Here is a 14,905-nt window from a genome sequence, read left to right as displayed (position 1 = left end):
AACCCGGGTGCGGGACGAGCCCCCGGCGGGTGAGACTGGCGCCATGACCGGTCACCCGCGCAGCGTCGAGGAGCTGACCCGCGCCCTCGACGCGGGCCGGCGGTTCAAGGATCTGCGCGGCTGACCATCGCGGCGCGCGAGTGTGGCCGGGTTCGTTCGGAGCAGCCCCCGATTCCACGCTAGCCGAGAGCACCGACATTTTTGTTCCCTGCTGAGCCCAGCGGCGCGGCTTGTCCACAACTCTCAGGCGGGTGCGAAGGTCGCCCCCAAGAGCGCCGGCCAGGTCGCAGGCGCCGATCTGCGGATTCGCCGGATTCGACCTGCGCCGAGGGCGGCGTAGGAGCCGCGCGGAGTGGCTCAGAACTGTCGGTGCCCTGCGCTAGCGTGGAAATCGGGGGCTGCTTAGTTCGGGATACGGCCCAGCCAACCGAGGTCTGGGCATCGGCTTGGCGGCTGACGACCCGCGGGCGAGCACACCCCGTGCGTGGCGGGGACTGAACCTGCTCGGTTTCGCTCTTGCGGACGTGCGGGCTCAGCTGGGTTCGCGCAGCGGCAGTCCCGCGGCGCGGTAGATCTCGTCGAGCACGGTCATCGTCTCCACCGCGTCCGCCGCCGAGGTCTTCACCGGCTCGCCGTGCAGGACCGCTGCCGCGAAGGCGTCCAGCTGGTATGCGTACGACGCCCGGCGGGGAAACTTCTCCGTGCGGCGGGACTCGCCGATGCGGACCGAAACCCGGTGGTACGCCTGGGGTGCCACCGGGTTGAGCACGCGGACGGACCCGCGTGAGCCGATCACCTTCGCGCTGAGCTTCAGCAGCGACGACGACCACATCGAGCACTCGATCCGCCCGGTGTGCCCCGACGGGAACCGCAGCTCCGCCGTCATCGCCCGGTCCACCCGGGGTGAGCGCAGCTTCGCCGAAGCCGACACCACCGCCGGCGTCTCGCCGCCGAACACCCGGGCCATGTGGACCGCGTAGCAGCCCGCGTCCATCGTGGCCCCGCCGGCCAGGCCGTAGTCGTAGCGGATGTCCGAGAACTTCGGCAGCGGGAAGCACAACGCCGTCTCGACCCGCTGCAGCGAACCCAGCTCGCCCGACGCCACGATCTCCTCCACCCGCAGCGCGAGCGGGTGGTACCGGTAGTGGAACGCCTCCATCACGACACGGTCCGTCGTCTCCGCCAGTGAAGCGATCTCCCGCGCCTCCGCCGCGTTGGCCGTGAACGGCTTCTCGCACAGGACGTGCTTTCCCGCCGCCAGCGCGGCCCGCGTCCAGCGCCCGTGCAGGCCGTTGGGCAGCGGGTTGTAGACGGCGTCGATGTCGGGGTCGGCGAGCAGGGCCTCGTAGGACGCGTGCACCCGCGGGATCCCATGCCTGGTCGCAAACGCTTGCGCGCGCTCGGGCGACCGAGCCGCGACGGCGGTCACCGCGACGTCGGCGTGGGAAGAAGCGGGCTTGATCAAGGCCGCGGGCGCGATGCGAGCCGCCCCCAGGATGCCGATCCGCAGGCTCATGAGCGCGAAGTTAGCACCGAGCAAGATTTCAACAGCTGGTTGACCTCTTCAACAACGAGTTGTAGCGTTCCGGGCCAGCCGAACAGTGGAGGTCCGTTATGTCCCGTTGTCGTGCCGCACAGGCAGTGCTGCTCGCGAGCCTGGCCGTCCTCGTGACGGCCTGCGGTGGTGGTCCGGACGGCGCGGGCGGGACGTCGCAGGCCGCCGGCGCGCCCGCGTCCGGCATCCCCGACACCGCCGCCATCGTCCAGGGCGTGCAGAAGGACGCCCAGCTCAACGCCGCCCTGCCGGACGCCGTGAAGCAGGCGGGCCTGCACCTGGCCTCGAACCTGCAGTCCGCGCCCAACAACTTCTACGCCGCCGACGGCAAGACCCCGATCGGCTACGAGGTCGACCTCGCCAAGGCGATCGCCGCGAAGCTCGGTGTCCCGGTGACCCACCAGGACATGGCGTTCGGCTCGCTCATCACCAGCCTCCAGTCCGGCCGCATCGACCTGACGATGGCCGGGATGAACGACACGAAGGCCCGCCAGGCGCAGATCGACTTCGTCGACTACTTCACCTCGGGCATCACGATCATGATCCGCAAGGGCAACCCGGACGGCATCACCGGCCCGGACACCCTCTGCGGCAAGAACGTCGCCGTCGTGCAGGGCACCAGCCACCAGAAGTTCGCCGCCGAGCAGAGCACGAAGTGCACGCAGGCCGGCAAGCCCGCGATCACCGTCACCGCGACCGACAGCGACAACCAGAACCAGAACCAGCTGCGCACCGGCCGCGTCCAGGCGATCCTCAACGACCTGCCCAGCGCCGTGTACATCTCGCGCACGGCGGGCGAGGGCAAGTTCTTCGAGGTCGTGCCGGGTCAGCCGATCGACGGCGGCCCGTACGGCATCGGCGTCAACAAGACCAACACGGCGCTGCGCGACTCCGTCCAGAAGGCGCTGCAGGCCCTGATCACCGACGGCACGTACGGCAAGATCCTCCAGGCGTGGGGTGTCGAGCAGGGCGCCGTCAAGGAGGCCGCGATCAATGGCGGCTCCTGAACCGCTGCCCATCGTCCGGCTCCGGCACTGGGGCCGGTGGGTCGCCGCCGCGATCATCATCGCGCTGCTCGTGCTGCTGGGCATCGCGCTCGGCAACGCGCAGATCGCGTGGAACCAGGTCCCGGACTTCGTCTTCTACAAGGTGATGGCGACCGGGCTGCTCAACACCGTCGTGCTGGCCGTGCTGTCCCAGGCCGTCGCGATCGTGCTCGGCATCGTCATCGCCCTGCTGCGCCGCAGCGCCAACCCGGTCGCCCGGTGGTTCGCCGCCGGGTACATCTGGATCTTCCGCGGCCTGCCGGTGCTGCTGCAGATCCTGCTCTGGTACAACCTGGCGCTCGTCTTCCCGGTGATCGACATCCCGTTCCTGGTCCACGAGCAGACGAACGTGCTGATCAGCGCGTTCACCGCCGCGTTCCTCGGCCTGGCGCTCAACGAAAGCGCGTACATGGCCGAAATCGTCCGCGCCGGGCTGAACAGCGTCGACAGCGGGCAGACCGAGGCCGCGAAGTCGATCGGCATGACGCCGGCCGCGACGCTGCGCCGGGTCGTGCTGCCCCAGGCGATGCGCGTGATCATCCCGCCGACCGGCAACGACTTCATCAACATGCTCAAGGGCACGTCGATGGCGTCGGTGATCGGCGTGACCGAGCTGATCCACGCGGCCAACAACATCTCGTCCAACAACCTGCTGGTGATGGAGACGCTGCTGGCCGCGGCCGTCTGGTACATGGTCGTGGTGACCGTGGCCGGCGTCGGCCAGCACTACCTGGAACGCGCGTTCGGGCAGGCCGACCGCGGGCCGCTCGCCCGCGCCGGCAAGGCGTTGCGCGGCGTGCCACTGGTGAGGAGTGCCCGTGTCTGAGCCGCTGCTGCGCGCCGTCGGCGTCCGGAAGTCCTACGGCCACACCGAAGTCCTCGGCGGCATCGACCTGGACGTCCACAAGGGACAGGTCGTCTGCCTGCTCGGGCCCTCCGGCGCCGGGAAGAGCACGTTCCTGCGCTGCATCAACCACCTGGAGACCATCGACGCCGGCCAGATCTGGGTCGACGGCGAGCCCATCGGCTTCCGGCAGCGCGGCGGGAAGCTGTACGAACTGCGCGAACGCGACGTCGCGAGGCAGCGCCGGGACATCGGCATGGTGTTCCAGCGGTTCAACCTGTTCGCGCACCGGACGGCGCTGGAGAACGTCGTCGAGGGCCCGATCCGGGTGCTGGGCGTGAAACCGGACGAAGCCCGGAAGCAGGGGCTCGCGCTGCTGGACCGGGTGGGGCTGGCGCACCGGGCGGAGGCGTACCCGGCGCAGCTGTCCGGCGGGCAGCAGCAGCGCGTCGCGATCGCCCGGTCGCTGGCGATGAAGCCGAAGCTGATGCTGTTCGACGAGCCGACGTCCGCGCTCGACCCGGAGCTGGTCGGCGAGGTCCTGGAAGTGATGGGTACGTTGGCGGGGGAGGGGATGACGATGGTCGTCGTGACGCACGAGATGAGCTTCGCCGCGGAGGCCGCCGACGAAGTGGTGTTCCTGGCCGACGGCGTCGTCGTCGAGACCGGGCCGCCGTCGGAGGTGCTGAGCGCGCCGAAGCACGAACGGACCCGGCAGTTCCTGGCGAGGATCCTCGCGTGACGCGGATTTCGCCCCGGTACCTGCTCCAGTTCGACGAGCCCGCCGGCTACCTCGACTTCGCCCGGTTCGGCCCGCCGTCGCACGCGGTGCTCGACACGACCGCCGCCCTGCTCGACCAGGCCACCACGGCCGGTCCGTCCACAGTGGACGAACTGATGCGGCAGGAGATCCGGGCCAAGGCGGCCGCGGCGCGGCTGTCCGGCTCGGACACCGACCACACGGTCCTGCTGCCGCACACCAGCCTCGGCCTGTTCCAGGCCGCCTTCCACAGCACCGGCGAGGTGCTCGTGTCGGCGGCGGAGTTCCCGGCCAACACCTACCCGTGGGCCCGCGCCGAACAGGCCGGCCGCCTCCGCGTCCGGCGGCTGACCAGCGGTTACGTCACGCCGGAGCGGGTGGCCGATGCGTTGACGCCGGAGATCACGACGGTCAGCGTCAGCGCCGTCGACTTCCGCACCGGCCACCGCGCCGACCTGGCCGCGCTGCGGGACGTGGTCGGCGACCGGCTGCTGGTCGTCGACGGCATCCAGGGCTTCGGCGTCGTCGAGGAGCCGTGGGAGGTCGCCGACGTCCTGGTCGTCGGCGGCCAGAAGTGGCTGCGCGCGGGCTGGGGCACCGGGTTCGCGGTGCTGTCCGACCGTGCCCTGGACCGGATGGACCCGGTGCTGTCCGGCTGGACCGGCGCGCGCGACCCCGGCCTGTTCGACGACGAGATCCACCCGCCGGACGTCACCGCGCAGGCGTGGTCGATCTCCAACCTCAGCCCGATCACCTCCGGCGCGTTCGCCGAGGCGCTGGAGCTGGTCGAGGACGCCGGCGTCGGCGCCATCGCGGCCCGGATCGCCGAGCGGCTGGCCTCGTTCGAAGAGGTCCTGGCGTCCTGCGGCGCCGAAGTCGTCTCGGCGACCGGGCGGCGGGCCGGGATCCTGGCGTTCACCCTGCCCGGCCACCCCGCCGAGCAGGTCGGCGCCGCACTGGCCAACGCGGGGATCGCCGCGACCGTGCGGCCCGAGCACGTCCGGCTCTCGCCGCACGCTTCGACCCCGGCGGCGGCCGCGGACCTGCTCCGGGAGGCGTTGGAGACGCTGACCCGGCCGCGGGAACCGCTGGTCGTCCCGGCCGCGGGCGCGACGACGCACGAGGTGCTCACCGCGCTGGTGCCGGCGATCCCGGGGCTCGCGGCGATGCTCGGGCCGGGCAACGAGGTCCTGCTGCACGACCTGAGCCGGCTGCCGGACTCGATCGTCGCCATCGCCGGCGACCTCACCGGCCGCAGTGTCGGCGGCCCGATGACCGACCTGCTGCTCGGCCTGGTCCGCCGCGGCACCACCCAGGACCTGACGAACTACCGCACCCACGGCCCGGACGGCCGGCCGATCCGCTCGTCGACGCTGTTCCTGCGGGACGCCGACGGCGTCGCGGTCGGCTGCCTGTGCGTCAACAGCGTGGACACGGCGGCGTCCCCGGGCGGCACCGGCGAGCCGGAGACTTTCCCACCGGACGTCGACAGCCTGCAGCGGTTCCTGGTCGACCGGGCGGTGACGAAGGCGGGGATCCCGGTGGACCTGATGAAGAAACGCCACAAGGCGGCCGTCGTGCGGGAACTCGACGAAGCCGGTTATTTCCTCATCAAGGACGCGGTCGACCACCTGGCCGGGCGCCTCGACGTCACCCGGTACACGATCTACAACTACCTCAACGAAATCCGCGCCTGACGCTGCCCGATCGGACCTTGTTTCGCGGTCCGGCCGGGCGGACCATGGCGCGCATGACCGAATCGGACACCCGGAGCGCGCTGCTGCGGCTGGAGGCGGAGGACGACGCCGACGCCGAAGAGCTCGACCGGCTCGTCCGCCGGCTGCGCGCCGAGCTGGGTGAGCTCGACGTCGACCTGCGGGCCGTGCCGGGCGAGGTCCCGCCGGGCGCGAAGGCGGTCGACCCGGTGACGGCCGGGTCGTTGCTGGTCGCGTTCAGCGCGGCGGGCGGGGTGTTCCCGGGGCTGGTGGAGACGCTGCGCGAGTGGCTGGGCCGGCAGGCGGGCAAGCACCGGATCAAGATGACGATCGACGGCGACACCGTCGAGCTCGAGCGGGCGACCTCGGCGGAGCGGCAGCAGCTGATCGAGGCGTTCGTCCGGCGCCATGGCTAGCCGGCACGCGCTGCTGATCGCGACCGAGACGTACGCCGACCCGGCGTTGCGCCGGTTGACCGCGCCCGGCGGTGACGCGCGTGAGCTGGCCGCGGTGCTGAGCGACCCGGCGATCGCGGGGTTCGAGGTGACGACCCTGGTCGACCAGCCCCACCACGTGGTGGGCGAGGCGATCGGCGAGTTCTACCGGGGACGGCGACGCGACGAGCTGACGTTGCTGTACTTCACCGGCCACGGCGTCAAGGACGACGACGGCAGCCTGTACCTGGCGATGGCCAACACCCGCCGCGACAGCCTGATGTTCACGGCACTGGCGGCGGAGCTGGTCGACCGCGCGATGGCGGGCTGCCCGTCGCGGCAGAAGGTGCTGGTGCTGGACTGTTGCTACAGCGGCGCGTTCCCGGCGGGCAAGCTGGCGAAGGCGGGCACGGACGTGCACACGCTGGAGCGGTTCCAGGGCCGCGGCCGGGCGGTCCTGACGGCCTCGGACGCAACGCAGTATTCGTTCGAGGGCGACGCGGTGGTGGGCTCGGCAGCCCGGTCGGTGTTCACCAGGCATCTGGTGGCGGGCTTGCGCGACGGAAGCGCGGACCTCGACGGCGACGGCGACGTGACGGTGGACGAGCTGTACAGCTACGTCCACGAGCGGGTGGTGGCGGAGATGCCGCGGCAGCGGCCGAAGCACCAGTCCGACGTGGAGGGGCGGATCGTGCTGGCCCGGAATCCGCGGTGGGAGCTGCCGGAGTATTTGCGGCACGGCTTGGCGAGCCCGATCGCGACGGACCGGATGAGCGCACTGGAGGGGCTGAAGCGCCTGAACCGGGTGGGGAACGACGTGGTGCGGCAGCGGACGGCGGAGGAGATCCGCCGCCTGGTGGACGACGACAGCCGGACAGTGTCGACGGCGGCGGTCGCGTGGGTGGCCGAGGCCGAGGGACCGGTGGAGGTGGTCGCGGCCGAGCCCCAAGCTGAGCCGGAGCCGGAGCCGGTCGCGGCAGGCCCGCAAGCTGCGCCCGAGCCCGAGCCCGAGCCCGAGCCCGAGCCGCGAGCGGCGGCCGAGCCGGAACCTTCGCCTGTGCGCGAGCCCGGGCCGCGAGCGGCGGCCGAGCCGGAACCTCCGCCCGTGCCCGAGCCCGCGCCGCAGACCACCCCGGCGGCGGCCGCCACCGAGCCGGTGGCGGCCGCCGAGAGCGACGAAGCTGCCGAGAAGAAGAAGCTCTCCCGCCGCGCGAAGATCTGGCTCGCGGTCGCGATTGCCATCCTGGTCGCCGGAACCGTCCTGCTGATCCTCCTGCTCACGCTGAACGCATCCGGCAACAGCGGCAGCAGCAACTCGTACGGTAGCTTCCGGAGCTGATCAATTGAGGTAGGACTCCACGGCGTCCGCGGCGACGGAAACTCCGCCGTGGCCGCGAATCTCCGCCTTCAGCTCGGCCAGCCGCGAAGCCACCGAAGCCGACGAAGACACCTCATCGACCGCCTCACGCAGCGAGGCAGCCGTCACCGCATCGGCCGGCAGGTGACGCCCGACTCCCAGCGCCTCGAGCTGGGCCGCGTTGCCGAACTGGTCCGCCGCCTGCGGGATCGCCACCGTCGGGACCCCGAACCACAACGCTTCCGTCGCCCCGCCCATTCCCGCGTGCGTGATGAACGCGGACGCCGCTTCCAGCACCGCCAGCTGCGGCACGCTTTCGTGCACCTCCACCGACTCGGGTAGCGGCCCCAGCGCAGCGGGCGAGACGTGTTTCCCCAGCGAGATCACGACATGCCAGTCCGCGGCGAACGCCGAAACACAAGCCCGGTACACCGGAAGCTGGTCGGTGAACGCCGTCCCGAACGACACGAGCAGCACCGGCCAGCCCGACGCCGGCGGCGTCCACGACCGGTCGGCCAGCCGCGCGGGATCCAAGCACGGCCCGACGAACCGGACGTGCGGCCCCACTCGATCGGCGTGCGGCTGCATCGCGCGCGGGATCAGCGAAAGCACCCGCGACGGGTGCCCGATCCACTCCCACGGATCGGCCGAAACGCCGTGGGACGCCAGCCACCGGGAAAACGTGGCCGCGTAGTCCACACCGGACGGTGATGCCTTGATCGGCTCCATGACCGCAGCCATTTCCTCGTCGTAGCCCTCCCACGCCACCAGCGTCGGCGACAGCTGCACCGCGGGCACGCCGTACCGCGCGGCCAGCAGCGGCGCACCCAGCCCGCCGATGTCGTACAGCACGAGATCGGGGCGGTCGTCGTCGAACCGCGAAGTCAGCAGCGGGTGGATCGCGATGGCTTCGTCGAGGAAGACGCGCATGGCTTCGGCCGGCTCGTCCGGCCAGACGGCCGCCTCGCCGAGCGGGAACGTCGTCGGGTGCGTGACCACTTCGGCGCCGGTCGGCTCGACCAGCGACGCCAGCGGCGCGCCGACGACGTAGGACACCCGGTGCCCGCGGCGGACCAGCTCGGCGAGCACGCCCAGGGACGGGTAGATGTGGCTCGGCGCGGTGCAGCCGACCATGACAATGTGTTTGCGCAGCACAGTGCTCCTTCAAAAGGAAGAAAGAACGGACGGCGCGCAGGTGAGGGACCCTCCCGATGGGCGGGGGAGTCCGGCGGTCACGCCGTCTCAGACGAGGCGGAGCCGGGTGTAGAAGATCATGGAACCGACCGTACGGGATCCCGGATCGCCCCCGCCACCCGATTTCCACCTTTCGTAGGGCATTCGCGGTCACGCACCCGTTTGACCGTCCCGCCGCGCCCCCGGCGGGTCTAGGGTTCTCCCGCCCGAAGTCGCAGGGGAAAGGGAGAAACAGTGAGATCTGCCGTTTTCGCCGCGGTGGCCGCCGCCGCGGTGGCGTCCGCGCTCGTGGCCGCCCCGGCCGCGAGCGCCGCGCCCGCCGGACCGGCGTCGATCGCCTGGGGGGCGTGCACCGATCCGACGCTGGTCGCCGCCGGTGCCGAATGCGGGTACCTCGGTGTGCCGCTCGACTACCGCCGTCCCGGCGGGGAGCAGATCCAGCTCGCCGTCAGCCGCGTCAAGCACAAGGTGGCCGACGCGCAGTACCAGGGCGTCATGCTGACGAACCCCGGTGGCCCCGGCGGTTCCGGCCTGCTGCTGGCCACCCGCGGCCCGCGCGTGCCCAACCACGCCGGCGACGCCTACGACTGGATCGGCTTCGACCCGCGCGGCGTCGGCGCGAGCAAGCCCGCGCTGTCGTGCGACCCGAACTACATGGACTACGACCGGCCGCAGTACGTGCCGTTCACCCCGCAGCTGGAGAAGACCTGGCTCGACCGCTCCAAGGGGTATGCCGAAGCCTGCGCGAAGAACAACTCGCGCGCGCTGCTGGAGAACATGAAGACGACCGACACGGTCCAGGACATGGACTCCCTCCGCAAGGCGCTCGGCCAGCGGCAGCTGAACTTCTACGGCTACTCCTACGGCACCTACCTCGGCCAGGTGTACGGCACGCTGTACCCGCAGAACGTCCGGCGGATGGTGCTCGACTCGACGGTCGACCCGCGTGGCGTCTGGTACGGCGACAACCTCAACCAGGACGTCGCCTTCGACAAGAACATCCTGATCTGGTTCGGCTGGGTCGCCCAGCACGACGACGTCTACCACCTCGGCAAGACCCAGGCCGCGGTGCAGCGGGTGGTCAACGAGCAGCTGCTCAAGACGCAGTTCAACCCCGCCGGCGGCGTGATCGGGCCGGACGAGATCCTCGACGTCATCCAGCAGGCCAGCTACTACCAGCTGCGGTGGACGCTGCTCGGCGACGCGCTGTCCCGGTTCGTCAACAAGGGTGACTGGCAGAACTGGAAGACGCTCTTCGAGGCCTTCGGCGGCCGCGGCGACGACAACGGCTACGCGGTGTACCTCGCCGTGCAGTGCACCGACGTCCAGTGGCCGCAGAGCTGGAACCAGTGGAAGCGCGACAACTGGAAGACCTTCACCAAGGCGCCGTACTTCACCTGGCAGAACGCGTGGTTCAACGCGCCCTGCCTGTACTGGCCGGCGAAGGCCGGGAAGCCGACCAAGGTCGACGGCCGCGGTGTGCAGAGCGTCCTGATGATCGACGAGACGCTCGACGCGGCGACGCCGTTCGAAGGCAGCCTCGAGATCCGCAGCCGGTTCCCGGGCGCTTCGCTGATCGCGGAGCCGGGCGGCACGAGCCACGCGATCACCCCGCGCGGCAACGCGTGCGTCGACAACAAGATCGCCGACTACCTGGCGACGGGCGCGCTCCCGGCCCGCAAGCCGGGCCGCACGGCGGACGTCGAGTGCGCGCCGCTGCCGCAGCCCACGCCGCCGGCGCCGACGGCCGCCAAGGCCGACGTCGCGGCGACGCAGGGCATGGTCGCCGGGCGGTTCGCCGGCTGACCTGCGCAAACCCTGGTGAACGGGGTGTCTGGCCGAGGGCCCGGCACCCCGTTTCTTTATGGGCTCCGCGCGCTTTCCGGCACCGGGGGCTTTGAAACCGCGTGGACTTTGTGTTACAAAGTCCGCAGCAACTTTGCGATTCAAAGTCCATGGAAGGAGGACGTCATGACTGGGGGACCGGCGTTCGCGCTGCACCGCCTCACCAAACGGTTCGGGCAGGTCACGGCGGTCGGCGGGGTGTCCGTCGAGGTCGCGCCCGGCGAGGTCGTCGCGCTGCTCGGGCCGAACGGCGCGGGCAAGTCGACCACCGTCGACATGCTGCTCGGGCTGACCAAGCCGGACGCGGGGGAGGTCACGGTCGCGGGCGGCAGCCCGCAGGAAGCCGTCGACCGGGGGCTCGTCGGCGCGATGATGCAGAACGGCGCCCTGCTGCCGGACGTCACGGTCGGCGAGATCGTCGGCCTGGTCGTCTCGACGCACGCGAAGCCGCTGCCCGCCGAAGAGGTGATCGCCAGGGCCGGGCTCGAAAAGCTCGTCAAACGCCGCTGCGGCAAGCTCTCCGGCGGCGAGCGGCAGCGCGTCCGGTTCGCGCTCGCGCTGGCCGGCGACCCGCAGCTGCTCGTGCTCGACGAACCCACCGCGGCGATGGACGTCGACGGCAGGCGGGCGTTCTGGGCGGCCATCCGCGAGTTCGCGGCCGCCGGCCGGACCGTGCTGTTCGCGACCCACTACCTCGCCGAGGCCGAGGACTACGCCGACCGCGTCGTGCTGATGCGCCACGGCGTCGTGGTCGCCGACGGCGCGGTCGCCGAGGTCCGGGCCGCGGTGTCCGGCCGGGTGATCAAGGCCGCCGTCCCGGGCGCCACCGAGGCGGAGCTGGCGCACCTGCCGGGCGTCACGAGCGTGCAGCTGCGCGCCGGGCGCGCCGAGCTGGCCTGCGCCGACTCCGACGCCGCCCTCCGCGCCCTGCTCGCGGCCCACCCGGCCGCGTCCGGTTTCGAAGTCACCGCCCTCGGCCTCGAAGAGGCATTCCTGGCGCTGACCGCCGAGGAGGCCGCCGCGTGAACACGACGTACCTGAGCCTGGAGATCAAGCGGATCATCCGCAGCCCGCAGTTCACCGTCTTCACCATCGGCATGCCGGTCGCGATGTACCTGCTGTTCGGCGCCATCTTCGGGGACTACGTCCTCGACAGCGGCATGCACTCGAGCACGCAGACGATGATCGGCATGGCCGCGTACGGCGCCAGCAGCGGCGCGTTGTTCACCGGCACCCGGGTGGCGCAGGAACGCACGGACGGCTGGCAGCGGCAGCTGCGGCTCACGCCGATGCGCGGCCCCGGCTACCTGGCCGTCAAGGTCGCCTCGGCGATGGCGGTGGCCCTGCCGGTGCTGGTCGCGATCTTCTTCGTCGGCTTCCTGCGCGGGGAACCGCTCACCATGGCCGAATGGGGCAGGCAGCTGGTCTTCCTGTGGGCCGCCGTCCTGCCGTTCGCCGTCCTCGGCCTGGCGATCGGCCTGTTCGGGAAGGGGGACACGGTCGGCGCGGTCACCGGCGCCCTGATGATGCCGCTCGGCCTGCTCGGCGGCCTGTGGATCCCGCTGGAGATCCTGCCCGGCTGGATGTCGGCGCTGGCGCACTTCCTGCCCACCTACTGGCTGCGCCGCGTCGGCCTCGACCCGCTGACGCACGCCTCCGGGACGTGGGTGGCGGCCCTGGTGCTGGCCGGCTGGCTGCTCGTCCCGGCGGTGGTCGTCATGCGCCGGTTCCGGCTGGACACGGCCCGCCTGTGAATGCGTGTTAGCTTCCGTGCAGTTGAGGGAGCTGCACGGGAGAGGGCGGATCGGGTGGATGACGAGCCGATGTCGGCCGAAGAGTCGCTGAACCTGATCGCCCAGCAGAACCGGCGGACGCGCCGGGAACTGGGCGGGGGCCCGGCGCGGATGCTTGCCGCGTGGGCCCTCGCCTGGATCGTCGGGTGGGGCTTCACCTACGTCACGACGCTGCCCGGGGTCGCGGTGCCCCCCTGGGTCGCCGGCGGAGTCGTCGTCCCGCTGCTGTTCCTCGGCGCCGTCGGCTACTCGACCTTCACCAGCATCCGCTCCGGCCGCGGGATCCGCGGGCCGTCCCGCACGGTCGGCGCGATGTACGGCTACGGCTGGGCGTTCGGCTCGATCGGGCTGATGGTCGTCGACATCCGGATCACGAGCTTCCAGGCGCTGTCCACGGACCAGGTGTCGCTGCTGTGGACCGGCACGTGGCTGCTGCTCACCGGCGTGATGTACCTGGCGGGCGGCATGGTGTGGCAGGACAAGCTCATGTACGGCCTCGGCGCGTGGATGATCGTGTCGGCCGCGCTGAGCGTGCTGGTCGGGTACCCGGCGAACTTCCTCGTCCTCACCGTCTGCGGGGGCGGCGGGTTCCTGCTCGGCGCGATCGTCTACTTCGTGCGCGAGAAGACCGGCCGATGAGCGAACTGCCGCAGCTCGACCCGGTCATCCACGCCCAGGCGCGGCTGCGGGTCACGGTCGCGCTCGCCGGGCTGCGCTCGGGCGACCAGATCACCTTCCCGCGGCTGCAGCAGCTCCTGGACATGACGGCCGGCAACCTCTCGACGCACCTGCGCAAGCTCGAGGACGCCGAGTACGTCGAGATCACCAAGGCCTACGAACACCGCACGCCGGTCACCCTGGTCCGGCTGACCGCGGCCGGGCGGGCCGCGTTCGAGAGCTACACCAAGGCGCTGCACCAGCTGCTGGACGCCACCGGCGGGGACTGACGTGGGCCGCTGGGTGATCCACCTCGACCTGGACGCCTTCTACGCGTCGGCCGAGCAGCTCACCCGTCCGACGCTGGCCGGGCGGCCGGTGCTCGTCGGCGGGCTCGGACCCCGCGGGGTGGTCGCCGGCGCGAGCTACGAGGCGCGGGCGTTCGGCATCCGCTCGGCGATGCCGATGGCCCAGGCGCGGCGGCTGCTGCCGGCGAACGGCGTCATCGTGCCGCCGCGGTTCCGCGTCTACGAGCGGCTCAGCCAGGAGGTCTTCGCCGTCGTCACCGAGGTCGCGCCGGTGCTGGAGAAGATCTCCCTCGACGAAGCCTTCGCCGAACCGGCGTCGCTGGCCGGCGCGTCCTTCGACGAGGTCACGGCGTTCTGCGCCGCGTTGCGGGCCCGGATCCGGTCGGAAACCGGCCTGGTGGCGTCGATCGGCGCGGGCAACGGCAAGCAGATCGCGAAGATCGCCTCCGACGAGGCCAAACCGGACGGGCTGCTGGTGGTGCCGCAGGGCACCGAACGCGAGTTCCTCGCGCCGCTGCCGGTGCGCGCGCTGTGGGGCATCGGCCCGGTCGCGGAGGGGAAGCTGCGGTTCATCGGCGTCCAGACGCTCGGGCAGCTGGCGGCCCTGTCCGAACCGGACGCCGTGGCCACGCTCGGCGGCGTCGTCGGCCGCGACTTGCGGCGCCTCGCGACCGGCGCCGACGACCGCCCGGTCGCCGGCCGTGCGGAGACGAAGCAGGTCAGCGCCGAGACGACGTTCGACACCGACATCAAGGACCTCGCCACGCTGCGGGCGGAGGTCCGCCGGATCGCGGTGGGCGCGCACCAGCGGCTGCTGAAGGCCGGCCGCGTGGCGCGGACGGTGGTGATCAAGCTGCGCCACACGGACATGCACACGGTGACCCGGTCGGAGACGATCTCGGCCCCCACGGACGATCTGGCCGAGCTGTCGGCGACGGCGGAGCGCCTGCTGATCGACCCGGCGGAGTTCGGCGGCATCCGGCTGGCGGGCGTCGCCTACAGCGGGCTTTCGGTGCCGCACCAGGACGCGCTGTTCACCCTGGCCGCCCCGCCGGTGCCATCGACGTCGACGGTGGTCTCGGCCCCGGCACCCGCGGCGCCTTCGGAGTGGCGCCAGGGCGACGACGTGGTCCACGAGGAGTTCGGCACGGGCTGGGTCCAGGGCGCGGGCCACGGCCGGGTGACGGTCCGCTTCGAGCACCGGTCATCCGGACCCGGCGTCGCGCGCACCTTCCCCCAGTCGGACCCCGCCCTGACCCGCGGCGACCCCGCCGACTGCCTGCGCTGACCGGTCGTGGGGGGGTAGGGGGGGGGGCTAACGCCCGAACACACCCCCCCCCCCCCCCCCGCCCCGGGGGGGAGGCCAAAAAAGGGCCCCCCCCCCGAACCCCGCCCCC

The 14,905-nt window shown here is 71.7% G+C and carries 14 protein-coding genes and 1 pseudogene; 13 read left to right on the top strand and 2 right to left on the bottom strand.

Annotated elements, in window-relative coordinates; genetic code table 11:
• Positions 1–437: 437 nt before the first annotated feature.
• Positions 438–572 (top strand): annotated as a pseudogene (locus tag AB0M93_RS24565) (DUF1768 domain-containing protein); the annotation flags it as partial.
• On the opposite strand, the gene AB0M93_RS24560 reads toward AB0M93_RS24565, so the two are convergent.
• Positions 533–1,516, bottom strand: a complete 984-nt coding sequence (locus tag AB0M93_RS24560; RefSeq protein ID WP_364276538.1) for a Gfo/Idh/MocA family oxidoreductase — start codon at positions 1,514–1,516, stop codon at positions 533–535. The pseudogene AB0M93_RS24565 and the gene AB0M93_RS24560 sit on opposite strands and share 40 nt — an antisense overlap.
• A gap of 98 nt (positions 1,517–1,614) precedes the next feature.
• On the opposite strand from AB0M93_RS24560, the gene AB0M93_RS24555 reads away from it, so the two are divergent.
• Genes AB0M93_RS24555 through AB0M93_RS24530 form a run of 6 tightly spaced genes read left to right on the top strand, consistent with a single transcriptional unit; the run spans position 1,615 to position 7,693 of the window.
• Entirely contained in the window at positions 1,615–2,562 is a 948-nt protein-coding gene (locus AB0M93_RS24555) for an ABC transporter substrate-binding protein (protein WP_364276536.1), read from the top strand.
• The gene (locus AB0M93_RS24550; protein WP_364276534.1) at positions 2,549–3,427 is read left to right on the top strand and encodes an amino acid ABC transporter permease; all 879 of its coding nucleotides are present in this window, start codon (positions 2,549–2,551) and stop codon (positions 3,425–3,427) included. The genes AB0M93_RS24555 and AB0M93_RS24550 overlap by 14 nt, the downstream gene beginning before the upstream one ends.
• Positions 3,420–4,187 carry an amino acid ABC transporter ATP-binding protein gene (locus tag AB0M93_RS24545; protein WP_364276532.1) on the top strand — a complete coding sequence of 256 codons (768 nt, stop codon included), beginning with the start codon at positions 3,420–3,422 and terminating at the stop codon, positions 4,185–4,187. Before AB0M93_RS24550 ends, AB0M93_RS24545 begins: the two co-directional genes overlap by 8 nt.
• On the top strand, positions 4,184–5,902 hold the full coding sequence (locus tag AB0M93_RS24540; protein ID WP_364276530.1) for an aminotransferase class V-fold PLP-dependent enzyme: 1,719 nt from the start codon (positions 4,184–4,186) through the stop codon (positions 5,900–5,902). The genes AB0M93_RS24545 and AB0M93_RS24540 overlap by 4 nt, the downstream gene beginning before the upstream one ends.
• Before the next feature lie 53 nt (positions 5,903–5,955).
• Positions 5,956–6,336: a hypothetical protein gene (locus AB0M93_RS24535; RefSeq protein WP_364276528.1), complete on the top strand. Its 381-nt coding sequence runs from the start codon at positions 5,956–5,958 to the stop codon at positions 6,334–6,336.
• Positions 6,329–7,693, top strand: coding sequence for a caspase family protein (locus AB0M93_RS24530; RefSeq protein ID WP_364276526.1), 1,365 nt, complete (start codon positions 6,329–6,331; stop codon positions 7,691–7,693). Before AB0M93_RS24535 ends, AB0M93_RS24530 begins: the two co-directional genes overlap by 8 nt.
• On the opposite strand, the gene AB0M93_RS24525 is transcribed toward AB0M93_RS24530, so the two are convergent.
• Positions 7,694–8,866 carry a macrolide family glycosyltransferase gene (locus AB0M93_RS24525; protein WP_364276524.1) on the bottom strand — a complete coding sequence of 391 codons (1,173 nt, stop codon included), beginning with the start codon at positions 8,864–8,866 and terminating at the stop codon, positions 7,694–7,696.
• A gap of 297 nt (positions 8,867–9,163) precedes the next feature.
• Here AB0M93_RS24525 and AB0M93_RS24520 point away from each other — a divergent pair, with 297 nt between their 5' ends.
• The 6 genes from AB0M93_RS24520 (at position 9,164) to AB0M93_RS24495 (ending at position 14,796) form a co-directional block, all read left to right on the top strand.
• On the top strand, positions 9,164–10,711 hold the full coding sequence (locus AB0M93_RS24520) for an alpha/beta hydrolase (RefSeq protein WP_364277063.1): 1,548 nt from the start codon (positions 9,164–9,166) through the stop codon (positions 10,709–10,711).
• Positions 10,712–10,876: 165 nt separating this feature from the next.
• Positions 10,877–11,776: an ABC transporter ATP-binding protein gene (locus tag AB0M93_RS24515; RefSeq protein ID WP_364276522.1), complete on the top strand. Its 900-nt coding sequence runs from the start codon at positions 10,877–10,879 to the stop codon at positions 11,774–11,776.
• The gene (locus tag AB0M93_RS24510; RefSeq protein WP_364276520.1) at positions 11,773–12,504 is read left to right on the top strand and encodes an ABC transporter permease; all 732 of its coding nucleotides are present in this window, start codon (positions 11,773–11,775) and stop codon (positions 12,502–12,504) included. Before AB0M93_RS24515 ends, AB0M93_RS24510 begins: the two co-directional genes overlap by 4 nt.
• A 54-nt stretch (positions 12,505–12,558) precedes the next feature.
• Positions 12,559–13,182 (top strand): hypothetical protein, encoded by a 624-nt coding sequence (locus tag AB0M93_RS24505; protein ID WP_364276518.1) that lies wholly within the window; start codon positions 12,559–12,561, stop codon positions 13,180–13,182.
• Entirely contained in the window at positions 13,179–13,490 is a 312-nt protein-coding gene (locus AB0M93_RS24500) for a transcriptional regulator (protein WP_103335624.1), read from the top strand. The genes AB0M93_RS24505 and AB0M93_RS24500 overlap by 4 nt, the downstream gene beginning before the upstream one ends.
• Position 13,491: 1 nt before the next feature.
• Positions 13,492–14,796, top strand: a complete 1,305-nt coding sequence (locus tag AB0M93_RS24495) for a DNA polymerase IV (protein WP_364276516.1) — start codon at positions 13,492–13,494, stop codon at positions 14,794–14,796.
• The last annotated feature ends 109 nt before the right edge of the window (positions 14,797–14,905 follow it).

It is taken from the genome of Amycolatopsis sp. NPDC051102, assembly GCF_040682815.1.
In the GTDB taxonomy this organism is placed as follows: Bacteria; Actinomycetota; Actinomycetes; order Mycobacteriales; family Pseudonocardiaceae; genus Amycolatopsis.
The sequence above is the reverse complement of the archived record's forward strand: the minus strand, read 5'-3'. Positions and strand labels throughout refer to the sequence as shown.